The sequence below is a fragment of the Desulfuromonas carbonis genome (assembly GCF_054658035.1).
This window is the reverse complement of record NZ_BAAHXR010000002.1, coordinates 20,434-44,686: the sequence shown is the minus strand read 5'-3', so window position 1 is coordinate 44,686 and position 24,253 is coordinate 20,434. Positions and strand designations below refer to the sequence as shown.

Below are 24,253 nucleotides of genomic sequence, written 5' to 3'. Positions count from 1 at the left end.
TGTTGTTTTTATAAAAAATAAAACGGATAAATAAGTGATAAAGTTTTAGTGGGAGTTAAATTTTTTAGTGATTATGAATAGTTACAAGACTTCCTCGGTGGGCAAATTTAAACAAAGCTGCCCATGGCTGTCAAGATAAAATATTGTTTTAATTTGTAAGATGGCGAAATTGCTAAGGAAACAATACTCTGATTCTCATTTAATTCGATATCTGGAATTGAGTTACCATTCATCGCCGCAACCGCTCGCGGTGGGCAGCAAAACCCTGGTGGTTGCGGCTCTCCACCTCCCTCGGCTTCAGGTTTTCTCCTTGCCGAGAAACGGCTTGATCAGGTCGATGGGGATCGGGAAGATGATGGTTGAATTCTTTTCGGCAGAGATTTCCGTCAGGGTCTGCAGGAAACGGAGCTGCAGCGCGCCGGTCTCGGTGGAGATGACCCGGGCGGCGTCAGCCAGCTTCTGGGAAGCCTGGAACTCCCCTTCGGCATGGATCACCTTGGACCGGCGTTCCCGCTCGGCCTCGGCCTGGCGCGCCATCGCCCGTTGCATCTCGACCGGCAGATCGACGTGCTTGATCTCGATATTGGAGATTTTGACCCCCCAGGGGTCGGTCTGGCGATCGAGAATCTGCTGCAACTGTTGGTTGATCTGGTCGCGATGTGCGAGAAGTTCGTCGAGTTCCGACTGGCCGAGGACGCTGCGCAGGGAGGTTTGGGCCAGCTGGCTCGTCGCGTAGAGATAGTTCTCCACCTCGATCAGGGCCTTTTCGGGAGCCATGACCCGGAAATAGAGGACCGCGTTGACCTTGACCGAAACATTGTCCTTGGTGATGACATCCTGGGGCGGAACGTCCATCGCCACGGTGCGCAGGCTGACCTTGACCAGGCGGTCGATGATCGGGATGATCAGGCGCAGGCCCGGTCCCTTGACCCCGGAATAGCGGCCGAGGCGGAAAACCACCCCGCGCTCGTACTCGAACAGGACCTTGACGGCATTGAACAGGATGATCGCTACCAACGCGATCAGCACCAGGGGACCGACCAGACCGACTGGGAACATTTCAGCCTCCATAAAATTCAGGTTAGGTGTTCGGTTCTGTTCCGGGCGCGCCGGCCATCGCCGCCGGCCGGACTTCAAGCCGCATGCCGGGTTCGAGACGCACCACCTCGATCGCGTCCCCGGCGTTCAAGGGCTCGACGCAATGAGCATCCCAATATTCCCCGTGCACGAAGACCCGGCCGCTGCCACTGAAGGAATCGACGGCTACCCCCCGCTCCCCGACCAGGCCTTCCCGGCCGGAAACGAAATGTTGGCGATGGGTGCGCACCACGAACCAGACCACGAGGGCGAAAAAGCCGCTGCAGACCAGTACCGTGGCCGCGATCACCGCCCGGGAAATTTGCAGATAGGGTGCAGAACTGTCGATCAGCATCAGGGAGCCGAGAGAAAGAGCGACCACCCCGCCGATGGTGAGCATGCCAAAGGAGGTGACCTTGATTTCGAGCAGGAAGAGAACCACAGCCAGGACGATCAACAGCACGCCGGCAAAATTGATCGGCAGCGCCTGGAATGAAAAGAGGGCGAGGAGGATGGCGATGGCCCCGATCGCCCCGGGAAGTATCACCCCGGGCTGGCTGATTTCGAAGAAGATGCCGAGGATGCCGAGCATCAGCAGCAGGTAGGCGACGGTCGGGTTGCTCAGGGTGTCCAGGATCTCCTGGCGCCAGTCCATGGCAAAGGTTTCGACCCGGGCTCCCTTGCTGTGCAGGACCAGGCTCTGATCGCCGCGCTGGTAACTGCGGCCGTCGAGGCGCAGCAGCAGGGAATATTCATCGGGGGCGATCAGGTCGATCACGCCGAGTTCGAGGGCCTCCTCGGCTGCCGCGGACAGACTCTCCCGTACCACCTTCTCCGCCCACTCCAGGTTGCGGCCGTGACGACTGGCGATACTCCGGGCATAGGCGACGGCATCGTTGACCACCTTGGTCTTCATAACCTCATCGTCGCCCCCCCCGCCCGGAATAATGGAGACCGGGTGGGCGGCCCCGATATTGGTTCCCGGCGCCATGGCGGCGAAATCGGCCGCCAGCGTGATCAGTGCCCCGGCCGATGCGGCACGGGCGCCGCTCGGCGCGACGTAGACGATCACCGGAATATCCGAGGCGAACTCGGCCTGGATGATCTGCCGCATGGCGCTGTCAAGGCCGCCCGGGGTATTGAGCTGCAGCAGGAAGGCGGCAGCGCCATCACGGTTGGCGGCAGCGAGACTCGCTGCCGTGAAACTGGCGGTCACCGGGTTGATAACCCCGTCGATACGGATCTTGGCAATCCACGCCGACCCTGCTCCCGGCGCCGGCTCCGCGAGGGCCGGGAACGCCGTAACGGCAAGAAATAGAATCGAAATTATTGAACTTATCGTGACCTTCATAAGCGAAGTTTAGCAATCCCCGGGTTGCTGTCAATTCCGCCGGGGAGCGGAGCCGGCGGGGTGCCACTTGCACCAGCGCCAAAGCCATGTTAGCCTGCTTTTCGTCAAATCAATGACGCCCACCGGGCCGGAGGATGGTGTGAAAAACCTGTCGCAGATCCTGCTGATTGACGACGAAGCTCACAACCGGGAAGCCCTGTCGCTCCTCTTGGGAAATGCCGGCTATCGCCTGGAGACCGCGGCCAGCGGTGAAGAGGCGTTACAGATCCTGGAGAAAAATTCCTTCGACGTGGTGATTACCGATCTCTTCCTGCCGGGGGTGAGCGGCATCGGCATCCTCAAATCGGTGAAAGAGAGTTCGCCCTCGACCAATGTCATCCTGATCACCGGCAATGCAAGCGCCGAAACTGCCGTCGAGGCGATGAAGGAAGGGGCCTTCGACTACATCACCAAGCCGTTCAATTTCGAAAAGCTGAAAATCCAGGTCGCCAAGGCGGTGGAAAAGAGCCGGCTGGTCGCCGAAAATCTCTACCTGCGCCAGCAATTGCGCGGCAAGTACAAGTTCGACCAGATCCTCGGCCACAGCCTCGCCATGCAGCAGGTCTTCGGCCGCATGGAGCGGGTGCTCAACACCGACTCCTCGATCCTCATTCTCGGCGAATCGGGGACCGGCAAGGAGCTGGTCGCCAAGGCGATCCATTTTAACGGCAGCCGCAAGGAGAAGCCGTTCGTGGCCATCAACTGCGGCGCCATCCCTGCCGAGCTGCTGGAGAGCGAGCTCTTCGGCCATGTCCGCGGCGCCTTCACCGGGGCGGTGGCCGACAAGCCGGGCAAGTTCGAGGTCGCCAACAACGGCACCATCTTCCTTGATGAAATCGGCACCATGCCGATGCACCTGCAGATGAAGCTGCTGCGGGTCCTCCAGGAGCAGGAACTGGAACGGGTCGGCGCCAGCCGCAAGATCAAGCTCAACGTCCGGGTGATTTCGGCCACCAACGCTGATATCGAAGAAGAAATCAAACGGGGCCAGTTCCGCGAGGATCTCTACTACCGGCTCAATGTCATCCCCATCGTCCTGCCGCCACTGCGGGAACGCCGCGAGGACATTCCCCTGCTCGCCCGGCATTTTCTCCAGAAGAGCTGCAGCGAGCTGAAGCGGCCACTGATGACCCTGGCTCCCGAGGCGATGAAGGCCCTGGAGAACTATCCCTGGCCGGGAAATGTTCGGGAGATGGAGAATGTCATCGAACGCTCGGTGACGCTGACCGACGGTGAAAACATCGAGTGCCAGGATTTGCCACCCAATATCGCCGGTGGCCTGGCCGACGAGAACAGCCCCCCCTTTCCGAAGGTGAGCGAAACTGGCGTCGACATGCCGGCGGTTATCGCCCGCATCGAAGGCGCCATGATCGCCGAGGCGATGGCCCTGGCCAAGGGGGTCAAGGCCCGCGCCGCCGTCCTGCTCGGCATCAACCGCACCACCCTGGTGGAAAAGATCAAACGTCTCGGCCTCGATTTTTAGCACGGCACGCTGCTCATACCTGAAGGAGAACCCGATGGAACAGGCATCGACCCTGACCCTCACCTACGGCCCGAGAATTCTCGCTGCGCTGGTCATCCTCGTGCTCGGGATCTGGGCGGCGCGATTTTTTGCCCGCCTGACCCGCGGCCTGATGAACCGGCGCAGCGTCGACCCGACCCTGGTGATTTTCGGCAGCAACCTGCTGAATGCAGCGCTGGTCACCTTCGCGATCATTGCCGCCCTCGGCCAGCTCGGTGTCCAGACCACCTCCCTGATCGCGGTGATCGGCGCCGCCGGTCTCGCCATCGGCCTCGCCCTGCAGAACTCCCTTTCCAACTTTGCCGCCGGGGTGATGATTCTCCTCTTCCACCCCTTCCGCGTCGGTGACGTCATCGAAGGCGCCGGGGTGATCGGCGCCGTCGAAGAACTTCACATCTTCACCACCCAGCTGAAAACCGGCGACAACAAGACGGTCTTTATCCCCAACGGCAAGCTGATGGGGGACAATATCGTCAACTACTCCAAAAAGGGGACCCGGCGCCTTGACCTGGTGATCGGGGTCGGCTACCGGGATGACCTGCGCAGGGTCAAGGAGGTGCTCCAGGCACTCCTCAAGGAGGACCCGCGGGTCCTGGCCGACCCGGCGCCGACGGTGGCGGTCCTGGAACTGGGCGCATCGAGCGTCAACTTCGCGGTGCGCCCCTGGGTCGCGGTTGACGATTACTGGGACCTCCATTTCGACACCCTGGAGAGAATCAAGCTGCGCTTCGACGCCGAGGGGATCTCCATCCCCTTCCCGCAACGGGATGTCCACCTCTTCCCAGTAGAAAAGGCCTCCTGACAAAAAATCCCGCCGGCGCGTTGCGCCGGCGGGATTTTTGTTGCCAGACCTTTCAACCCTCCGTCGGCTCCCCTTCCCGCAACTGGTGCTCGTTGACGAAGTAGCTGCGGGCACCGAAGAGGAGGATCAGAAAGGTGGTCACAGCGACGCTGCCGGTGATGACGCACATGATGGCGATCTGGTAGCGCACGGCGACGATCGGCTCGGTTCCGGAGAGGATCTGGCCGGTCATCATCCCCGGCAGGAAGACGATTCCCATCGCCGCCATGGCGTTGATGGAAGGAATCAGGGCGGCGCGAAAGGCATTGCGCACCCCTTCCCGCGCCGCCAGTCGCGCCGGCGCCCCGAGACAGAGGGCGGTTTCGATCTCCTGGCGGCGCTCGGCCATCTCGCCGGCGAGGCGCTCGGCGGCGAGGCTGGCGCCGGTCATTGAGTTGCCGATGACCATCCCGGCGAGCGGGATCAGGTAGCGGGGATCGTACCAGGGGGTCAGCCCGATGATCAGGGTGCAGAAGACCATCGTGGTCCCGCCGCAGCCGACCAGGATCGCGCCGCCGACAATCCGGTAGAAACGGGGCATGCGCCGCCGCACCCGCGCCGTCACCGTCTGCACCGCGAATCCGGTCATCAGCAACAGTAGCAGCAGGACTGGCAGCGGGCGGTCGAGGGCAAAAACGAAGTGGAGCAGGTAGCCGACGGCGAGGAGCTGGGCCACCATGCGCAGCGCCGACCAGAGCAGGTCCCGCCCCTGACCCGCGCCCTGCAACCGCGCCAGGGCCGCCGCCAGCAGGATCAGGCCGAAGGCGCCCGCCAGGTCGCCGAGAGAGAGCTGGATGATGCCGGCACTGCTCATGCGTCCCCCCCGCCGGTCCCGGCCAGGAACTGGCGCAGTTCGCGACTGGCCGGATGCTGCAGCAGCTGCGCAGCGGTACCGGCTTCGCAGACCCGCCCCGCCTCCAGGTAGACCAGGTGGTCGGCAATCCGTTCGGCCAGGCGCAGGTCGTGGCTGACCATGACGATCGTGAGCCGTTCTTCGCGACAAATAGTCATCAGGGTTTCGGCGAGCCGGTCACCGGAGGGGCGATCGAGGGCGCTGGTCGGCTCATCAAGGACGAGAACGGCTGGACCTGGCAGCAGGGTGCGGGCGAGGCTGACCCGCTGCTGCTGCCCCACCGAGAGGGTGCGGGCGTCCCGTTCGAGGAGTTCGGCGGCCAGGCCGCAGCGCGCGAGGATTTGGCGCAATCGGTCATCGCTGGCGGTCGGGAGGGGAAGACCGCGGTAGGAAAAGGGGAGCTGCAGGTTGTCGAGGACGCTCCCCGGGAACATGAAGGGTTGCTGCGGCACCAGGCCGACCTGGCGCCGCAACGCCAGCAGCGGCAGGCTCTTCAGCTCCGTCCCGCGCAACAGGATTCTGCCGTCGGTCGGGTCTTCGAGGCGATTGAGGAGGCGGGCGAGGGTACTCTTGCCGCTGCCGGAGGGACCGATAATGACGGTCAGCTGCGCCGTCGGCATCTCGAGGTCGAGGCCGTGCAGCACCTCCACAGAGCGCCCGGAGCGGTCGAGGCGGCGCTTGCTTACCCCTTCAAGGCGAAGTTCGCACTCCATGGCCTAGCCCTCGGCACGCAGCCGCGCCAGCACCTGCTTCATGTCTTCCCAGACCTCCCTTTTCCCGCTCGGGGTGCGCAGCAGGTAGGCTGGATGAAAGGTCGGCATCAGCGGAATCCCTTGGTACTCCCGCCAGTGGCCACGCAGCCGGCTGATGGGGCTGGGATCCTGCAGCAGGGTTTGCGCCGCGAACTTGCCGAGGGTTACGATCAGCTGCGGCCGGATTGCCGCCAGCTGGCGCTTGAGATAGGGCTCGCAGGCGGCAATCTCCTCGGGTTGGGGGTCCCGGTTGCCGGGCGGGCGGCACTTTATCACGTTGCAGATGTAGACCTCTGGCCGGGAGAGCCCCATGGCGAGCAGAATGCGGTCGAGGAGGCGCCCGGCCTCGCCGACAAAGGGCTCCCCCGTTTCGTCCTCCTCCCGTCCCGGCGCCTCCCCCACAAAGACCACCCGGGCGCGCGGGTCGCCAACCCCGAAGACCACCCGCTTCCGCCCCTGGCAGAGCGGGCAGCGCCGGCAGTCTTCCAGTTCGGTGCGAATCTCTTCCAGGGTCTCCCGGCGGCAGAGCTCCTCCCCGCCCTCCCCGATGCCACGAATGGCCGGAGGACAGACCGGCAGCTGGTCCGGAAGGTCGGGCAGAGCGATTTCGCCAAGACCAAGACGCCCGAGGTCTTCGAGCAGGTCCCGGGCCTGGGCAGTAAGGTCGTGCAGTTCCCGTCTGAGGTTCTCGGCCATCGTTCCTTTACATCCCGGCAGCGGTGGACTATCCTTTTACCAGTGATTTGCCTATGAGGCCAACGCCTTGAAGATATTCATATGGACGGCCTTGCTGCTGTTCGCCCTCCCCGATTCGGCCTGGGCCTGGGGGGTGGGGGTGCATCTGCAGATGGGCTCCTACATCCTGGAGAACCTTCCCCTCCTGCCGCCGCATCTGCAGCAGCTGCTGCGTGCCTGGCCGCAGGACTTTCTCTATGGCTGCATCAGCGCCGACATCACCCTCGGCAAAAAATTTACCCACTACCTGCAACACTGTCATTCCTGGCGCATGGGGAGCAAGGTTCTCGCGGCAGCCCAGACCGAACCGCAACGGGCCTGCGCCTACGGCTATCTTTCGCACCTTGCGGCAGATACCGTCGCCCACTCCTATTTTGTCCCCTTCAAGATGGTGCGCACCTTCAATACGGTGATGCTCAAGCACACCTACTGGGAGATGCGCGCCGAGGCGACCGTCGATCCGAAGGTGTGGCAGGTGGCGCGCAGCGTGGCGCGCAAAAACTACCGCAGCAACGATGCCCTGCTGCGCAGCGTCCTTTCGGACACGATCTTCTCCTTTTCCACCAACAAGCGCCTCTTCAACTCCCTGCTCCTGCTCAATCGCCTGCAGCAATGGCAGAAGATGCTGCGCTCGCTGAATACCGCCTCGAAGTGGACGATGCCGGAAGAGTTTCTGGACGAGTACCTCGGCCTGGCCCGCGAAGCGGTCGTCAGCATCCTCAGTCATCACGACCAGAGTCCTTACTGGAAGGCCGATCCGACCGGGGAGCGGGCGATCGCCGCAGCCAAGACGATCCGCAAAAACCTCAACCTCCTCTGGCGGGATGGCAAATTGCCCCCCCCGGCGGCCCAGGCCATGCTCGCCGAGCTCCGTCCCCGCTTCCGGAACGGCATTACCAATCCCGAACAGTTGCTGGAACTCCTCTCGGGCGTCTAGCCCACCCCGGCGTCCCGCCGCAGGGCGATAATCCGATCGAGAAGCTGGTGCGCGAGCCGTTCCTTCTGCTCCTGCGGCAAAGCTTCCTCCCGCCCATCCCGGTAGATGAGCCGAACGATGTTGGTGTCGGCATCGAACCCGGCCCCGGGCGCCGTGACGTCGTTGGCGACGATCAGGTCGAGGTTTTTGGCCGCCAGCTTCTTGGCGGCATTGGCGGCCAGCGCCTCGGTTTCGGCGGCGAATCCGACCAGCAGCGGCGAAGCCGGCAGCCGGCCGAGGTCGGCAAGGATATCGGGATTCGGTACCAGCTCCAGGGTCAGCCCTGCTCCCTGCTTCTTTACCTTGGCAGCCGCCCGGGCGACCGGGCGGTAATCGGCGACCGCTGCCGCCTTGATGACGATCGTTGCTTCGGCGGCCCGCTTCATCACCGTCTGGTGCATATCGACGGCGCTCTTGACCTGGATCGTTTCGACCCCGGCCGGCGGGATCAGGGCGGTCGGGCCGGAGACCAGGATTACCCGTGCGCCGCGGGCCCTAGCCGCCCGGGCCAGGGCATATCCCATCTTGCCGGAGGAATAGTTGCTCAGATAACGGACCGGGTCGAGCTCTTCGCGGGTCGGCCCTGCCGTCACCAGCACGGTCTCTCCCGCCAGATCGCCGGCAAACAGGAGCGCCAGCGATTCCTCGAATATGGTCTGCGGGTCAGGCAGCTTCCCCTTCCCTTCCCAACCGCAGGCGAGAAAACCGGTCGCCGGCTCGACGAATCGATAGCCGTGCTGTTCCAGTTTTTCCTGGTTCTGGCGATAGAGCGGGTTCTCCCACATGTTGACGTTCATGGCCGGGACGAAGAGAACCGGGGCCCTGGATGCCATCAGGGTGGTCGTCAGCAGGTCATCGGCGATGCCGTTGGCGACCTTGCCGATCACGTTGGCGGTCGCCGGAGCGACGACGATGAGGTCGGCGCGGTCGGCCAGGGAGATATGACCGATTTCCTGTTCCTGGATCAGGTTGAAGAGCTCGCTGTGAACCGGATTTCCCGACAGGGTCTGGAACGTGAGAGGGGTGACGAACTCCTGCGCGGCGCGGGTCATGATGACATGGACTTTTGCACCGGCCTTGACGTAAAGGCGCAGCAGTTCGGCCGCCTTGTAAACGGCAATGCCGCCGCTGACCCCGAGAATGATGGTTTTTTCCCTCAGCATAAGGCCCCCTGTGTTGGTAAGTGGCGTCCCGGGAACGACCTGTTCAGCGCAATTCTACACTTTTTCCGGATGGGGAGGCGTCGTTGCCACTTTGCCGGTCAAAGAAACGGGTTGTGGCGGCGCTCGCGACCGAGGTCGGTGTCTGGGCCGTGACCGGGGTGAACGATGGTTGCCGCCGGCAGCGGCAGCAGCTTGGTCCGGATCATGGAGATCAATTGGTCGTGGTTGCCGCCCGGAAGGTCGGTACGGCCAATCGACCCGGCGAAGAGGGTGTCACCGACGAAGAGGTGCTCCTCGCCGTAGAGGCAGATGCCGCCGGGCGAATGACCGGGGGTGTGAAAAACCGTGAACTGCAGGGTGCCGACTTCCACCTGGTCCCCCTCGGCGAGCAGCGCGGTCGGCTCGGGGGAGGGGTCGGCGCTCAAACCGAACATCGCCGCATGCTGGCCGGCGTTGCGCAGCAGGGGAAGATCGGCGCCATGCAGCAGCAGGCGGGCACCGGTCGCATCGACGAGATGGCGGTTGGCGCCGATATGATCGAAATGGCAGTGGGTGTTGACGATGGTATGCAAGGTCAGGCCGGCAGACCGAAGAGCCGCGAGGATGCGGTCACCATCGGCGCCGGGGTCAACCACCAGGGCCTGGCCGCTGGTCTCGCAGCCGACGACGAAGCAGTTGACCTGCAGCGGGCCAACGACAACGGGGGTCACCAGCATGACTTACTCCTTCTCCGTATCGGGAGTGGCAAAGAGGTCGAGGCTTTTCCCCTTGAGCTGCTCGCCCAGGGTGGTTCCGAAGCGGGGCCTGTTCTCCGCCGGTGCAGCGGCCGGCGGAGCCGGTTTGGCCGGTGGGACCGGGGCGGTGGCGACACGCTTGCGCGGGGCCTCACTCCCCTTGAAGAAGTAGCGATCATAGAGGCGGTGGTAACTGGTCCAGGACGATTCACTATCCGGTTCGCGTTCGATATGGGTGCGCACCCCGTTGATCTTCGAGTCGAGGTCATCGATAAAGTTGAGAATTACCGCTTCGAGGGTCTTGGGCCGTTTTGGCGACCCGTACTCGTACTGGCCGTGATGGGAGAGGAGGAGGTGCTTGAGGAGCGTCGCCAGGGGCCGCGGAAAATCGGGGAGCCGGCGCAGCCGTTCCTCGATCATTTCGACACCGATGACAATATGACCGAGAAGCTTGCCGTCATCGGTATAGTCGAAGCTGCGCACGTAGCTCAGCTCGGCGACCTTGCCGACATCATGGAGCAGTGCGCCGGCCACCAGCAGATCGTGGTTAATGCCGGGGTAGCGGCGACAGACATCGTCGGCGAGCGCGGCCACCGCCAGGGAATGTTCGAGCAGCCCGCCGATATAGACATGGTGCATCGCCTTGGCGGCCGGTGCCGTGGTATAGCGCTGCAGAAAAAGGGGATCAGCGAGAAAATCCTCGAGCAGGCCGCGCAGGTGGGGGTCGCTTAAGGAGGCGACGCGGGTGCGCAGCTCCTGCAGCATCTCCCCGGCATCGCGGGGGGCGACCGGGAGAAAGTCGGCGAGGTCGATATTGTTCTCCGGCAGCCGCTCAAGTTCCTGGATCACGAGCTGCATCTTCCCCATGTAGACGCTCGCCTTCCCCTTGACCAGAAGAAAATCGTCCCGTTCGAAGAGCTCCGCCAGCTCGTCGACCCGGTCCCAGACCCGCCCTTCGACCTCGCCGCTGCGGTCGATCAGCTTGAGGGTCATGTAGGGTTTGCCATTCTTGGCCATGGCCATGATCTTGTCGCGCACCAGAAACGGGCTCTCCACCCAGTCCCGCTCACGAATCTGCTCGACGAATATCTTTTTCACTCCGGGCTCCTGTCAGTGACACGTTGGATAATGGTCTCGGCGACGCGCAGGCCGTCAAGGGCGGCACTCATGATGCCGCCGGCATAACCGGCCCCTTCGCCGGCGGGATAAAGGCCGCCGTGGGAAACCGACTCACCGGTTGCGCCGCGGAGGATGCGCAGCGGCGCCGAGGTCCTGGTCTCGACCCCGGTCAGGGTCGCTTCGGCGGTGATAAAGCCTTGCATGCGCCGGTCAAAATGGGGCAAGGCCCGGCGCAATCCCTGGCTGACAGCGTCGGGCAGGACCTGGTCGAGTTCCGCCGCCCGAACTCCGGGCCGGCAGGTACTGCGCACCGGGCCGCTGCCGCGGCCGAGAAAGGCCAGGAGATTCTGCGCCGGTGCCCGGTAATTGCCACCCCCGGCGACAAAAGCGGCCGCCTCCCAGCGCTCCTGGAAACGGACCCCGGCGAGGGGGTCGGCGCCCTCGAAATCGGCGGGACCAACGCTGACCACCAGGGCGCTGTTGGACCACTCCCCGCCCCGCTGCAGGTAACTCATGCCGTTCACCGCCACCCCGCCGACCGCCGAGGAGGCGATCACCACCTCGCCGCCGGGGCACATGCAGAACGAATAGACGCCGCGCCGGCTGTCGGGGTCATTCCAGGCCAGCGCATAATCGGCAGCCGGCAGCCGCGGATGGGCGGCCATGCCGTACTGAATGCGGTTGATCACCGCGACCGGGTGTTCGACCCGCAGACCGACGGCAAAGGGCTTCAATTGCAGCGCGACCCCCGCTTTTTCCAGCATGCGGTAAGTATCACGGGCACTGTGTCCGGGGGCCAGGACGAGGTGATCGCAGGCGACTTCGCGGCCATCCTGGAAACGGCCTCCCACCACCCGGCCATCCGCAGTCATCAGCCCGGTCAGGCACGATTCGAAGCGCAGCACCACCCCGGCCGCTTCGAGGGCACGACGAAAATTGATCAGCACCAGCCGTAACCGGTCGGTCCCGACATGGGGCTTGGCAGCGCTCAGGATTTCCGCCGGCGCCCCGCACTCGACCAGGGTTTCCAGAACCAGCCGCGTCCAGGGATGGTTGATGCGGGTCGTCAGCTTGCCGTCGGAGAAGGCACCGGCACCCCCTTCGCCGAACTGGACATTGCTCTCTTCGTTGAGCAGCCCGTCCCGCCAGAAGCGATCGACATCGCGGACCCGCTGTTCCACCGGCCGCCCCCGCTCGGCCAGGGTGACCCGGCAGCCGGCAGTAGCCAGCCGGCGCGCGGCGAAGAGTCCGGCCGGCCCCATGCCAACGACCAGCACCCGGGGTTCTCCCTGAACCCTGACCAGGACAGGGAGCGGCGTGGCAACAACTTCCTCCAGGCGCGCATCGGCCGCGACGGCCGCTTCCAGCGGCCCGCTGCGCGGCACGCTGAATTCGACCGTATAAACCCGCACCACCCGGGGCTTCTTGCGCGCATCGATCGCCCGACGGACCACCTGCAGGGCACTGATCCGGGAGGCTTCGACCCCAAGAATTGCGGCGACCTTCCCGGGCAAGTCTTCCTCTGCTTCATCGAGTCGCAGGGAAAGCTCACGCAGCCGCAGGCGCATTGAATTCACTCAAGCCACCATTTTGGGGAGGGAAACTCTGGTCAACCCGGCAGCTCCCCATCCATCTGGATCGGCAACTGGATGTGAAAACGGGTACCGGTTCCGGGGCTGCTGTCGACCGAAATCCGACCATTGTAGTTCTTGACGATCCGTAGCACCACCGACAGGCCGAAGCCGGTGCCGCGGGGCTTGGTGGTAAAGAAGGGATCAAAAATCTGGTTCAGGTTCTCTGCGGGGATGCCACCCCCACTGTCGGAAACAACGATATGGATCGTCTCGTCGTCATGGTAGAGCCGAACGCCGAGGACGCCCCCCTGCTGCATCTCGAAAAGGGAATTGGTAAAGAGGTTGGTAAAGATCTGTTCAACCTCCGCAGCATCCGCGTGCAACGGCGGTGGGCTGGTGACGAACTGGCGATCGATCGTCACCCCCTGGGCCAGACACTGCGGTTCCACGCTGGCCAGAACCCGCTCGATCAATTCCGGCAGAGCGACCGCCTGCAATTCGAAGCGGGGCCTCTTGCTGGCGGCCAGCAGCCGGACCAGCAGACCGTCGATACGATCGACCTCCTTGATGATCCGATCGGCATATCCGGCCATCTCATCCTCCGCCTGGAAACCGGAGCGCAGAACCTGGGCAAAGAGGCTGATGGAGTTGAGCGGGTTCCGGATTTCGTGGGCCATGCCGGCGGAAAGATGGCCGAGGGCACCGAGCTTTTCGACCTGAACGATCTCCCGGTGGGCTTTTTCCAGCTCCCGGGACTTCTCTTCCACCCGTTGCTCCAGCTGGTGATTCCAGCTTTCGATTTCGAGGAGGAGTCGTTCCCGTTCCTGCACCAGTTCCCGGTTGTGCAGTTCGATCCGCCGCAGTCGCAGGACGCTCTCGATCCGCTCGACAAGGTCCTGGTTGTTGAATGGCTTGAGGATGTAGTCGGAGGCGCCGGCCTTCATCAGCTCGACGGCAATCTCTTCGCTCCCCTTGCCGGTGAACATGATGACGTAGGTTTCCGGGTAATTCTGACGGATCTGCTTGAGGGCGGTCAGACCATCCATGGCCGGCATCATGTAGTCGAGCAGCACCAGCGCCGGGTTGGCAGCGGCAACCTGCTCCAGACCTTCACGTCCACTTTCCGCAGTGAGGACTTCGTAACCGCGACTGCGCAGAATCATCGAGGTCAGTTCGAGGATAATCCGTTCATCATCGACGACCAGAATTCTCTCTTTTGTCGGCATGCCTTCTCCCGGGGAGCGAAACGGGGCGGGCCAGCCAGCGGCCCGGAAAACGCAAAGTAGGATACCGTCTGGGCCAGGGTTTGACAAGGGCAAAGCCGCCGCAGCCGACATGCAAAAAAGGGTGGCCGTCAACGGCCACCCCGAAGGTCTGTCCTTGCCCGATTTTCCCCTCTAGGCGGCGGGAACCCGGATCGTCATCACCGGAACCGGGGATTTACGAACCACTTTCTCCGCAGTGCTGCCAAACAGGACATGATCGAGCCCGGTACGGCCATGCGTTCCCATTACGACGAGGTCCGCCCCTTCCTCGACGGCCTTCTTGATTACCTCGTCATAGGGAATACCGGGAAGGATGAAGCATTCGTAGTTGTCGTAGTTCTGGATATGGGTTCGACAGAATTTTTCCATCATCTTCTGCGCCCCTTCCTCGATCTCCTCTTCGAGTTTGTCGAAGGAGATATGCGGGACATAGAAACCGCGGAGATCGACCGGCTCATTGATCACATGAAGAATGAGAAGCCGGGCGTTGAATTTTTTTGCCAAGGTCAAAGCCCGCCCAAAAGCAAAGTCGGAACTCTCGGAAAAGTCGGTGGCGAACAGGATGGTTTTAAAGTCGTTCATGGATCCTCCCTGGAATCGGTTTCATGGCAACAAGGTGGGAGAGCTTTTGTCGGCAGCAATCTTGTTCATCACCGATTTCAGCTCTTCAAGCTTGACCGGTTTGTGAATATATTCGAAGGCGCCGAGATTCATCGCCTCCAGATAAGACTCCACACCGCCATAGGCCGTGATCATGATCACGTGGGTTTCCGGGTAACTGCGATGCAATTCCCGCAGGAAAGCAAGCCCGTTCATCTCCGGCATATTGATATCGCTGATCACCAGGTTGACCTGGTGCCGCCCGAGGAATTGCAGGGCCTCGAAGCCATTGGCGACGCTGTTGACTTCGTACCCTTCCTGGGTCAGCAGTTTGCCGAGACCCAGCCGGGCATTCTCTTCATCATCAACAATCAATATCTTCCGAATATGACGACCCAAAACACAACTCCCGAATTGATTTGCAGGGAAGTCTACCACCAAGTCGGACCCTGTCAAGCCATCCATAAACCCTGATTTATTTCTTTTTTGCTTGATTATACAGATAGTTACAAAATCCTGACTTACCCGGAAACAACCGGAGCTTCGTGCCACAGTTCGAGGAGGATCGCCAACAATAGCAGGAATTTTGAGCGCGAGGCGGCCCCCACGCTCAGCACCTCGGCATGGTTCAGGGGATGGGCAGCCCGACCGGCGGCATGGTTGCTGACCAGCGACAGGGCAACGACCTCCATCTTCAGGTAGGCGGCCATGATCGCCTCGGGGATGGTGGACATGGAGACGGCATCGGCGCCGAGACGTCCGAGCATGGAAACTTCAGCTGGTGTTTCGTAGGAGGGACCGGGACAGGCGGCGAGGACACCGGAGTGGAGGTCGATAGCGTGGTCGGCGGCACGACGGGCGAGGGGCGGAAAAAGGTCCCGGCGATAGAGGCTGCAGAGGTCGATAAAGGGGGCGAGGCGCTCCCCCCGCAGGGGGTTATCGCCGAGCAGATTGAGATGGTCGGTGACAAAAAGAAAATCACCAGGTTCAAGCCCTGCCCGAATGCCGCCTACGGCACTGGTCAGTAAAAGACGGCGGCAGCCCAGGGTTTGGGCAGCCCGCACGGGAGCCGCGACGGTGCGGGCGTCGTATCCTTCATAAAGATGGCTGCGACCGACAAAGAAAAGAGTTCGCTCCCCCCAGCATTCCGCGGCGACCAGCCGCCCGCCATGACCGGCCACCTTTGCCGCGGGCAGTCCGGGGAGTTCCTGGTAATCGATCTCCCCCAGGGTCCTGCCAACCTCCGCACCGCAAGCAAGACCGGAGCCGAGGATGACTGCCGTGGAGAAGGGCTCGGGGCCGACCTCCCCCGCGACCCGCTGCCGGAGGCCGGCAAATTCCCCGCTCATCAGACTAGCTTCCGAGGAGCTTGCGCACCCGCGCAAGAAAGGTTTCCGGCTTGAAGGACTTGCTGGTGAAGTCATCGGCGCCGGCGCGCTCGATTCCGCTGATATCCTCGTCCTTGCGAAAAACCCCGCTCATGGCGAGCAGCTTGATCCCCTGACCGCATTCGGCACGGATGCCGCGAACCAGGTCATAGCCGCTCATCTTCGGCAGGTTCAGGTCGAGAATTACCAGTTGCGGCTGTTCACGGCGAACCAGTTCGAGGGCCGCCTCGCCATCGGCAGCGGTCAGAACGCGGGCGCCGAGAGGGGCAAGAAGATCGAGAATCATTTCCCGAAAGAAACGGGCGTCATCGACCACCAGGATCGTGGCGCCAGCCCCCTTCCCGTTCCCGGCAACAGGCGCGGCAGTCGCTGGCGCAGCTGCCGGCGGTGGTTCCGTCACCGGTTTCGGAACCGCCCCGTCGAGTTGAACCTCGAAAATCCGGGAACACTTCGGGCAGCGAACCCGCCCCGAAGAACGCCCGGAGCGTTCGGTATTGATCCGGTAGGAGCCGCCGCAACCGGGGCATTGAATCTGCATTACTCATCTCCGCAAGGAATAGATAGTACGACCTGGCCGTAGCGTCTGTTCCGCCAAACTCGTGGCGCTAGGGAAGGAGCTTGAGATAGTCCCGCGACTGCCTGGCGAGGTCACTATCGGGCGCCAGCCGCAACACCGTCCGGAACGACTTTTCCGCCTTCTCGGGTTGCCGGAGCTTGAGGTAGGCCAGACCGAGACGGTAATTGGCCTCGGTGTAATCGGGGTTTATCTCCAGCGCCCGGGTGTACTCAGCGACCGCCAGCTCGGTCTTGTCCATGGCATAGTAGGTTTCGCCGAGGTAAACAAAGGCCTGGGCATAGCGCGGATTATGGTCGAGAGCCTCCCGGTAAAGCCGGATGGCATCGACATAATTCCCCTTCTGGAAGTTGGCGAACCCGGCGCCGGTAAAGGCGACCTCCGGGGTGGCGAAAAAGAGATTGCGCGCCGCATGGAGAAAATGGCGGGCCGCATCGTCCCAGCGCTGCAGGTCAAGATAGAGGGCCGCCAGGTTGTTTTCGTATTGGGCATCCTCAGGCGCCAGTTCGACCGCCTTGAGAAATTGCGCTTCGGCCTCGGGATAGGCCTTTTTCAGGTAATAGGCCTGGCCGAGGGCATCGTGAATGTCGGCGCGCTCCGGGGCAATCGCCACCGCCTGCAGCAACTCCCGCATCGCCATGGTCGGATTCTGTTCGCGCAGGGAGGAGAGGCCGAGGACGTAGTGAATATCAGCCTGCTGCGCCTCTTTCTTGCTGAGACTGCAACCGCCGATAAAGAGCAGACTGGAGCAAAGGGTGAGACAGAAAAATCGAATGAGCACACAACCTCCTCAAAGTGACGCCAAAAACCGCCCGAGATTTTCCCGGAGCTCTTTGCGTTTGACGGCCAACTCGGCCGGAGTGGGGCAACGGGTGGGGGATTTTCCCCCGGCCGCAACCAGCGGAGCGACAGATTCCCTGGTGGTACAGGAGGGACCGGCCGGATTGGATGCCGATACCGGCGGCGACGGTGGGGCGGGTTTCCCGGGAAGGCGGTCGGGTGGCCCCGACAGCTTGGCGGCGGGTGCTGCGGGCGGAGAGAGGTTCGCCCCCGAGGCAGCGGAAACCTGGGCGCGGACCACGGTTTTCGTTGTGGGCGCCGTTGTGGGCGCCGCCTGGGCGGCAGCCCCAGCTGCCACCGAACTCTTTGGGGCCGGCGCGACCGCCGGGGCCGGCGCCGCCAGGCCGGACTGCAGCGGGAGTGACTTCCATAGCTGGGTGCGCTCCTCAGCCGACTTCAGGTGGATATCGAGATCACCGAGCATGAACCCCATCGATTCGGCGAAGCCCAGGGCCTGATTGTAAATTCGCGTCCCTTCCCGGGGCGGAACCTCTCCATCATCATTGAGGTAGAAGGCGAGCTGGCTGCTGCTGTGCAACTGCAGCGCGACCGCAACCCGCAGTCCCTGCCCGGATGAAAAACTGCAGAGGTAGGCGGTCGCTTCCTGGGCGGGCAGCCCGGGCATGGCGACCTGAACGTCGCTGAGAGAGCGCTCCAGGCGCAGCACCCTCTGGGCGGGAATATCGAGCCGGGACATTTCCTTGTGCAGACGGAACATGGTCACCTCGGCAGGATCAACTGAGACCGGTAAACTCGGTCAGCAGTTTGACCCGGGTATAGCGCTCCTCGAGTTCGCCGTAATCGAGAGTGCGCAGGCGGTTGAGACTGAAGTCTTCGACCGTGAAGGAGGCCATCACGCTGCCAAAAACGATCGCCTGGCGCAAACCAGCCTCTTCCAGGTTGCCATTGGCAGCAAGATGACCAAGGAAGCCGCCGGCAAAGGTATCACCGGCCCCCGTCGGATCGAAGACCGACTCCAGCGGATAGGCCGGAGCCGCGAAAACACTGTGCTCGCTGAACATGAGCACCCCGTACTCCCCCCGCTTTACCACCAGGGTACGGGGTCCCATGCCGAGAATTCGCCGGGCCGCCCGGATCAGGTTGGGTTCCTCGGCGAGCTGCCGCGCCTCCCCCTCGTTGATGACCAGAATATCAACATGCTGCAGGGTCTCGAGGAGCGCCTGGCGTTTCCCGGCGATCCAGAAGTTCATCGTATCACAGGCGACCAGGCGCGGGCGGCGCACCTGCTTCAGCACTTCCAGCTGCAGCTCCGGGTCGATGTTGGCGAGGAAGACGAACTCGGCGTCCCGATAACCTTCGGGGATCTGCGGGCTGAAGTCGCTGAAGACATTGAGCTGGGTGTCGAGGGTTTCCGCCTCGTTGAGGTCGTAGCCATAGCGCCCCTGCCAGCGGAAGGTACGCCCAGTGGCCCGTTGCAGTCCGGCCAGGTCGATATTGCGCGAACGCAGGAATTCGATATGTTCCTCGGGAAAGTCGGCGCCGACCACCGCGACCAGGTTGACCGGGGTGAAAAAGCTCGCCGCAGTGGAAAAATAGGTTCCCGAGCCGCCAAGGACTTCGGTGACTTTGCCGAAGGGGGTCTCGACCGAATCGAAGGCGACGGAACCGACAACCAGGATGCTCATCCGGAATTCTCTCCTTAAAGGCCGGCAACGGCCGCATTTGATGTTAACCCAGGAACCGGCCTGGGGCAACCACCCCTGCCGCGATCCTGGCCTGTTCAGTCCAGATACTTGGCGAGCAGTGGCGCCAGCTGGCGCCGGGTTTCGGTGGGGATCAGATCGCGCCGGGTCATGATGGCGTAGCGCAGCGCCTCGCCGCAGCCGCAACCGGGTGCGGCGGCCAGCTGCGGCACCACCGTCCGGATGATATTGCGGGCGGTAGCGACGTTCTGTTCGATAATGGCGAGGACCGCCTCCACCGAAACGTCATCGTGCTCACTGTGCCAGCAGTCGTAATCGGTGGCAAGAGCGACGGTGCCGTAACAGATCTCCGCCTCGCGGGCGAGCCGGGCTTCGGGGAGGTTGGTCATGCCGATGACATCAACCCCCCAGCTGCGGAAGATATTCGATTCGGCCCGGGTGGAGAAATTTGGCCCCTCGATGCAGATATAGGTGCCGCCGCGGTGAACCGTAGCGCCGACCGTTTTGGCCGCATCGTAAAGGGCGGCGGAGAGTTCGCCGCAGACCGGGTCGGCGAACTGCACATGCCCGACCACGCCGTTGCCGAAGAAGGTCGAAGCCCGTTTCCCCTGGGTCCTGTCGAAGAACTGGTCAGGAATGACGATATGCCCGGGGACGATCTCTTCCCGCATGCTTCCCACCGCCGACACCGAGATGATCCGGCCGACCCCGAGCTGCTTCATGCCGTAGATGTTGGCGCGGTAGTTGACCTCCGAGGGGAGCCGCCGGTGACCGCGCCCATGCCGGGGAAGAAAGACCATCTGCACGCCGTCGAGAACACCGCAGATAAACGCGTCCGAGGGCGCACCAAAGGGGGTTTCGAGGACAACTTCGCGGATCTCGGTCAGGCCTTCGATCTCGTAGAGGCCGCTGCCGCCGATTACGCCGATGGCGGGATTGGACATGATAAACCTCCGGAAGGAAATGTAACCCGGTAGCCGCTCCGGGTCTCAGGAATCGATCGGGGCCGGCAGCCTCCCCTGCAGTCGCTCCAGCTTCCCCTTGAGCTGGCCGCAGGCGGCAGAGATATCCTGCCCCTTGCTGGCCCGGCGGATCGCCACCAGGTCGCGGCTGAGCAGGTACCCCTGAAAGGCGTCGATAGCTTCCGCTGTCGGCGCGCGCAAGGCCGACCCCTCGTGTTCGTTAAAAGCGATCAGGTTGACCTTCGCCTTGATGCCGTGCAGGAGCTTGACCAGCCGCCGGGCATCGGCAAGAGAGTCGTTCACCCCGCGGATGAGGATATATTCGAAGGTGATCCGCTGCCGCGGTGCCAGCGGAAATTCGCGGCAGGCGGCCATCAGCTCGGCCAGGGGATAGCGGCGGTTGATGGGCATCAGCTGGTCGCGCACCGCATCGGTCGTGGCGTTGAGGGAGATCGCCAGGTTGACGCGGATCCGCTGCCCCAGCTCGATCAGTTCCGGGATCAGGCCCGAGGTCGAGAGGGTGACCTTGCGGGGTCCGTAATCGAAGCCATCGCGGGCATAGAGAATTTCGAGGGCCCGCACCACATTGTCGAGGTTGTGCAGCGGCTCGCCCATCCCCATCAGGACGATGTTGTTGATGGTCCCTTCCCGTGCCGCCGCGCAGACCTGGTTGACGATCTCGGCGGCGGTCAGGTTGCGACGAAGGCCAAAACTCCCGGTCAGGCAGAAAGAGCAGTTCATGGCGCAGCCGACCTGGCTGGAGATGCACAAGGTCGCCCGCCCCTCTTCCATCGGAATGCGAACGGTTTCCACAGTCTGGCCGTCCGCGAGGCGAAACAGGTACTTCCTGGTGCCGTCGCTGCTCTGCTCCACCGCCTCCGGTTGCCAGTCGGAAATGAAAGCGCGCGCCGTCAGCTCCTCGCGCAGCGCCTTGGCGAGATCGGTCATTTCGGCAAAGTCGACCACACCGCGCTGATAGATCCAGCGGAAAATCTGCCCGGCGCGGAACCGCTCCTTGCCAAGGCCGGTGAGAAAACGGGTCAGCTCATCGAGGGTGAAGTTTTTCAGGTCGACCTTATCTGGCACAGGCATTTCCAGGCGGCAAATCGAAAGGGCAATGTTCAGCAAAAAACCCTTCGATATTAACTGAAGGGTTTTGATTTCACAAGGTTATTCTGCTCGCACTGGGCTCGGCCTGACACCCTTGGCGAAAAGGGGTGGCACCGGTGGTAAATGGACCGCTTCCGCGATTGCAGCCCCGGCTTTCCAACTCCAGTGAGTGTCATCCTGCCAGAAGATGTCCAGTTCGCCACGACGGACCTGTTCAAGAAGAATCGAACGGGTGTTGATCAGGATGTAGTCTTTTTCCAACCCTTCCAGGTCGGCAAAGAGGGATGCGACAGGGTAGTCGAGATCTTCAGCGAAAAATTCACGGTAGAGATTGTACTTGTCGACCGCCGGCATAAAACAGAGCCCGATGCCGCGCGCGGCCAGCCTATGGGCCAGCTCATTGAGGTTGGCATTGATTTTTTCTGCCATGGCCGGAGTATAGCGCCGCGCCCACTTGAGGTCTTCGAAATGGAACAACAGCCCATCTCCGTGCCGGCCGCTGAAGAAATTCTTATCAAGACGCACCTTGTAGATCCGCCTTCGATAGTCGTGGTGGGCAAAATAGTAAAAGGGCTTATTATACAGATACTTGACATTGCCGAGATTGAATATTCCTTTTTTGACGGGTGTTTCGAGACGTGTCTCCCGCTGGCGCTGGGCCAGGTATTCCAGGTAATCCCCGGCCCGCTCCCTCGCTTCCCAGTCGACATCGGCAGCGAGAGCGTCCGCCAGGCGTTCGACGTTTTGAATCAGGAGATATTTCGGCCGCAGCCGGTCGAATTCTCCGGCATTGAGGAGATTGACCACCGGATCAAACCGGTCGGTCAACTTCGGGTACCAGAAGAGTTCGCTGAGATTGAGGATTGTCATTTTCTGGCTCTCAGCCAGATAATCCTGATAGTAGGACCAGCCCCCCCCTTGCGAGAAAGAGTCGCCGATGGTCACGATATCGACAGGTTGCCCCTGGTATTGCCAGTATTCAAGGTGCTTACTCCCGGGCGGCAGGGTCCCCCCGGGTTTGCCGTCCGCGACATAGGCAGGCAGATAGCCCATGCGGGCCAGGTCACCAATATCAGGCGCCCCCGAGAGCACCTTGCTGGCGGCCAAATACCAGGTCAGGACATTGACCAGGGCAATCAGGCCGATTCCGGTCAGGGCCAGCCAGAAAAATCTCCGATAGGATCGAAATAGGATCATCATCGCCTGCTAAAACTGAAAGTAAAGAAATTCACTGACCCGGTCGAGACTGACGATGGCTGCCAAGGCCATCCCCAATGTGTAAAGGAGCCATTTCCAGTTGGGCTTGAAGCGCTCGGCAAGCTGCAGGGAATTGGGCGCCAGAGCTGTGATCAACAGGCAGACGACGACCCAGGCGATCGCCTCGTCCCGTACTCCTGCAGGCATCCGGTAGCCGGAAAAACTGAACATCCCGGCAAACACCTTGTTGGCGTCGGCAAAACTGCGGGCACGAAAGAAGACCCAGGAAAAGTTCACGAAGCCGAAGGTCAACAGCCAGGCAACAGGTCGCGGCATCCGAATACCAAAACCGGACCAAAATTTGTGCAGGGCGGTCCCGGCACCATGCATCGCCCCCCACAGGACAAAGGTCCAGCCGGCACCATGCCAGAGCCCGCCAAGGAGAAAAGTCAGGAAGAGATTGACATAAGTTCGCCCATTCCCCTTGCGGTTGCCGCCGAGGGGAACGTAGAGGTAGTCACGCAGCCAGCGGCTCAGGGTCATGTGCCAGCGCCGCCAGAAATCCTGTATATTGAGCGCCTTATAGGGAGAATTGAAGTTGACCGGAAGCTGGATATTGAACATGCGGGCGGAACCGACCGCCATGTCGGTATAGCCACTGAAATCGAAATAAAGCTGCAGTGCATAGCAAAGGGAAACAATCCAGGCCCCGGCACAGCTCAACTCCGGACTCTGGTCGAATCCGGCAGTCGCCCAGCTGGCAAAGGTATCGGCAATAACCACCTTCTTGAAGAGGCCCAGGACAAAGATGAAGACCCCCTGGGCGAGGTTACGGTAGTTGCGAAATTTACCCCGCAGCTGCTCGAACTGGGGCATCATCTCTTCATGGTGGACGATTGGACCGGCAATCAGTTGCGGGAAAAAGGTTACAAACAGGCAATAGTTGAGGAAGTCGTATTCACGGGTCTTCCCCTGGTAGCTGTCGACGAGGTAGGCAATCTGCTGAAAGGTAAAAAAGCTGATGGCGAGCGGCAGGGCCAGACGCAGCAGCGAGAAATCGCTGCCGATAACGGCGTTGAAATTGCTCAGGAAAAAATCAGCATACTTGTAGTAACCGAGCAAGGCGAGATTGGCGCCGATACCGAAGGCGAATACCACTCGACGGGAATACCGGCTGGCGCCGCCGGCCGCCTTGCCGAGAGCGGTACCAATCCCGTAGTTGGCGAGCATGGATCCGATGATCAACGGTAAGTAGAGGGGATTCCAGTAGCCGTAGAAAAAGAGCGAGGTGAATACCAGCCAGCTTTTGCCGGCAATCAGCATCCGATACCGGTTGAGCAAAAAATAGACCGCCAGGGCGACTGGAAGGAACAAAAAAATGTAGATCGGAGAATTGAATAACATGCCAAAGTTCCAACGAAACAAACCCTTTGGATGCTATTCCAAAGGGTTTGGGTGATTTCAGCAGGTCCCTTCCAGACAGTCGTTTAAAGAAGCTCAAGTCCGGAGAAGAAATAGGGAATTTCGAAGGCGGCGGTTTCCGGCGCATCGGAGCCATGGGTGGCGTTATTGCCAATGGAGGTCCCGAACTCCTTGCGCAGGGTGCCGGCATCGGCCTTGGCCGGGTCGGTGGCGCCCATCAGGTCGCGCCATTTCTTGATGGCTCCCTCGGCTTCGAGGACCATGACGATACAGGGGCCGCTGCTCATGAAATCGGTCAGTTCGCCAAAGAAAGGGCGCTCTTTGTGGACATAGTAGAAGCCTTCGGCTTCGACCTTGCTCAGGTAGAGTTTCTTCAGGCCAACGACCTTAAAGCCTTCGGCATAGATGCGGGCCAGGATTTTCCCGGCGTGACCGGCGGCAAAGGCATCAGGTTTGATAATCGCAAAGGTTTTTTCCATCGATTCATCCTCCAGG

General features: G+C 61.8%; 25 protein-coding genes. 3 read left to right on the top strand and 22 right to left on the bottom strand.

Features of this window, described 5'->3' with window-relative positions; genetic code table 11:
* Positions 1-297: 297 nt before the first annotated feature.
* Together ACYQ8E_RS02415 and ACYQ8E_RS02410 are read right to left on the bottom strand one after the other, a co-directional pair.
* Positions 298-1,059: a slipin family protein gene (locus tag ACYQ8E_RS02415; protein ID WP_066726659.1), complete on the bottom strand. Its 762-nt coding sequence runs from the start codon at positions 1,057-1,059 to the stop codon at positions 298-300.
* A gap of 22 nt (positions 1,060-1,081) precedes the next feature.
* Positions 1,082-2,428, bottom strand: a complete 1,347-nt coding sequence (locus tag ACYQ8E_RS02410) for an NfeD family protein (RefSeq protein WP_066726655.1) — start codon at positions 2,426-2,428, stop codon at positions 1,082-1,084.
* Positions 2,429-2,567: 139 nt separating this feature from the next.
* Here ACYQ8E_RS02410 and ACYQ8E_RS02405 point away from each other — a divergent pair, with 139 nt between their 5' ends.
* The gene (locus ACYQ8E_RS02405; protein ID WP_066726653.1) at positions 2,568-3,950 is read left to right on the top strand and encodes a sigma-54-dependent transcriptional regulator; all 1,383 of its coding nucleotides are present in this window, start codon (positions 2,568-2,570) and stop codon (positions 3,948-3,950) included.
* A 34-nt stretch (positions 3,951-3,984) separates the two neighbouring features.
* Positions 3,985-4,791, top strand: a complete 807-nt coding sequence (locus ACYQ8E_RS02400; protein WP_066726651.1) for a mechanosensitive ion channel family protein — start codon at positions 3,985-3,987, stop codon at positions 4,789-4,791.
* A 52-nt stretch (positions 4,792-4,843) separates the two neighbouring features.
* Here ACYQ8E_RS02400 and ACYQ8E_RS02395 read toward each other — a convergent pair whose 3' ends face one another.
* Genes ACYQ8E_RS02395 through ACYQ8E_RS02385 form a run of 3 tightly spaced genes read right to left on the bottom strand, consistent with a single transcriptional unit; the run spans position 4,844 to position 7,131 of the window.
* Positions 4,844-5,644: an ABC transporter permease gene (locus tag ACYQ8E_RS02395; protein ID WP_066726649.1), complete on the bottom strand. Its 801-nt coding sequence runs from the start codon at positions 5,642-5,644 to the stop codon at positions 4,844-4,846.
* Complete coding sequence (locus ACYQ8E_RS02390) at positions 5,641-6,396, bottom strand: ABC transporter ATP-binding protein (RefSeq protein ID WP_066726647.1); 756 nt, start codon at positions 6,394-6,396, stop codon at positions 5,641-5,643. Before ACYQ8E_RS02390 ends, ACYQ8E_RS02395 begins: the two co-directional genes overlap by 4 nt.
* A gap of 3 nt (positions 6,397-6,399) precedes the next feature.
* Positions 6,400-7,131, bottom strand: coding sequence for a uracil-DNA glycosylase (locus ACYQ8E_RS02385; RefSeq protein ID WP_066726645.1), 732 nt, complete (start codon positions 7,129-7,131; stop codon positions 6,400-6,402).
* A 67-nt stretch (positions 7,132-7,198) separates the two neighbouring features.
* On the opposite strand from ACYQ8E_RS02385, the gene ACYQ8E_RS02380 reads away from it, so the two are divergent.
* Positions 7,199-8,107 carry a zinc dependent phospholipase C family protein gene (locus ACYQ8E_RS02380; RefSeq protein WP_066726643.1) on the top strand — a complete coding sequence of 303 codons (909 nt, stop codon included), beginning with the start codon at positions 7,199-7,201 and terminating at the stop codon, positions 8,105-8,107.
* Here ACYQ8E_RS02380 and coaBC read toward each other — a convergent pair.
* From coaBC to ndk, 17 genes are all read right to left on the bottom strand, one after another.
* Positions 8,104-9,309, bottom strand: coding sequence for a bifunctional phosphopantothenoylcysteine decarboxylase/phosphopantothenate--cysteine ligase CoaBC (gene coaBC, locus ACYQ8E_RS02375; RefSeq protein WP_066726641.1), 1,206 nt, complete (start codon positions 9,307-9,309; stop codon positions 8,104-8,106). The two genes, ACYQ8E_RS02380 and coaBC, sit on opposite strands and share 4 nt — an antisense overlap.
* Positions 9,310-9,407: 98 nt before the next feature.
* Entirely contained in the window at positions 9,408-10,025 is a 618-nt protein-coding gene (locus ACYQ8E_RS02370; protein WP_066726636.1) for an MBL fold metallo-hydrolase, read from the bottom strand.
* A gap of 3 nt (positions 10,026-10,028) precedes the next feature.
* Positions 10,029-11,141, bottom strand: coding sequence for a 3'-5' exoribonuclease YhaM family protein (locus ACYQ8E_RS02365; RefSeq protein ID WP_066726634.1), 1,113 nt, complete (start codon positions 11,139-11,141; stop codon positions 10,029-10,031).
* Positions 11,138-12,730, bottom strand: coding sequence for an NAD(P)/FAD-dependent oxidoreductase (locus ACYQ8E_RS02360; RefSeq protein ID WP_066726632.1), 1,593 nt, complete (start codon positions 12,728-12,730; stop codon positions 11,138-11,140). The genes ACYQ8E_RS02365 and ACYQ8E_RS02360 overlap by 4 nt, the downstream gene beginning before the upstream one ends.
* A gap of 41 nt (positions 12,731-12,771) precedes the next feature.
* Positions 12,772-13,962: a response regulator gene (locus tag ACYQ8E_RS02355; RefSeq protein WP_066726630.1), complete on the bottom strand. Its 1,191-nt coding sequence runs from the start codon at positions 13,960-13,962 to the stop codon at positions 12,772-12,774.
* A gap of 171 nt (positions 13,963-14,133) precedes the next feature.
* Positions 14,134-14,583 (bottom strand): universal stress protein, encoded by a 450-nt coding sequence (locus tag ACYQ8E_RS02350; protein ID WP_066726629.1) that lies wholly within the window; start codon positions 14,581-14,583, stop codon positions 14,134-14,136.
* 21 nt (positions 14,584-14,604) lie between these two features.
* Positions 14,605-15,000 (bottom strand): response regulator, encoded by a 396-nt coding sequence (locus ACYQ8E_RS02345; RefSeq protein WP_066726626.1) that lies wholly within the window; start codon positions 14,998-15,000, stop codon positions 14,605-14,607.
* A gap of 122 nt (positions 15,001-15,122) precedes the next feature.
* Entirely contained in the window at positions 15,123-15,950 is an 828-nt protein-coding gene (locus ACYQ8E_RS02340) for a purine-nucleoside phosphorylase (protein ID WP_066726621.1), read from the bottom strand.
* A gap of 4 nt (positions 15,951-15,954) precedes the next feature.
* A complete protein-coding gene (locus tag ACYQ8E_RS02335; protein ID WP_066726619.1) occupies positions 15,955-16,527 on the bottom strand; it encodes a response regulator in 573 nt (190 codons plus the stop codon).
* Between the two features lie 67 nt (positions 16,528-16,594).
* Positions 16,595-17,344, bottom strand: a complete 750-nt coding sequence (locus tag ACYQ8E_RS02330) for a tetratricopeptide repeat protein (RefSeq protein WP_066726617.1) — start codon at positions 17,342-17,344, stop codon at positions 16,595-16,597.
* A 9-nt stretch (positions 17,345-17,353) separates the two neighbouring features.
* Positions 17,354-18,121: a hypothetical protein gene (locus ACYQ8E_RS02325; RefSeq protein ID WP_157471839.1), complete on the bottom strand. Its 768-nt coding sequence runs from the start codon at positions 18,119-18,121 to the stop codon at positions 17,354-17,356.
* Positions 18,122-18,137: 16 nt separating this feature from the next.
* Positions 18,138-19,049: a PfkB family carbohydrate kinase gene (locus ACYQ8E_RS02320; protein ID WP_066726613.1), complete on the bottom strand. Its 912-nt coding sequence runs from the start codon at positions 19,047-19,049 to the stop codon at positions 18,138-18,140.
* 95 nt (positions 19,050-19,144) lie between these two features.
* On the bottom strand, positions 19,145-20,011 hold the full coding sequence (mtnP, locus tag ACYQ8E_RS02315) for an S-methyl-5'-thioadenosine phosphorylase (protein WP_459860016.1): 867 nt from the start codon (positions 20,009-20,011) through the stop codon (positions 19,145-19,147).
* Between the two features lie 45 nt (positions 20,012-20,056).
* Complete coding sequence (rlmN, locus tag ACYQ8E_RS02310; RefSeq protein ID WP_231875405.1) at positions 20,057-21,115, bottom strand: dual-specificity RNA methyltransferase RlmN; 1,059 nt, start codon at positions 21,113-21,115, stop codon at positions 20,057-20,059.
* A gap of 84 nt (positions 21,116-21,199) precedes the next feature.
* Entirely contained in the window at positions 21,200-22,336 is a 1,137-nt protein-coding gene (locus tag ACYQ8E_RS02305; protein WP_197463757.1) for an alginate O-acetyltransferase AlgX-related protein, read from the bottom strand.
* A gap of 9 nt (positions 22,337-22,345) precedes the next feature.
* Complete coding sequence (locus tag ACYQ8E_RS02300; protein WP_066726604.1) at positions 22,346-23,740, bottom strand: MBOAT family O-acyltransferase; 1,395 nt, start codon at positions 23,738-23,740, stop codon at positions 22,346-22,348.
* An 83-nt stretch (positions 23,741-23,823) separates the two neighbouring features.
* Positions 23,824-24,237, bottom strand: coding sequence for a nucleoside-diphosphate kinase (gene ndk, locus ACYQ8E_RS02295; protein WP_066726602.1), 414 nt, complete (start codon positions 24,235-24,237; stop codon positions 23,824-23,826).
* Positions 24,238-24,253: the final 16 nt, after the last annotated feature.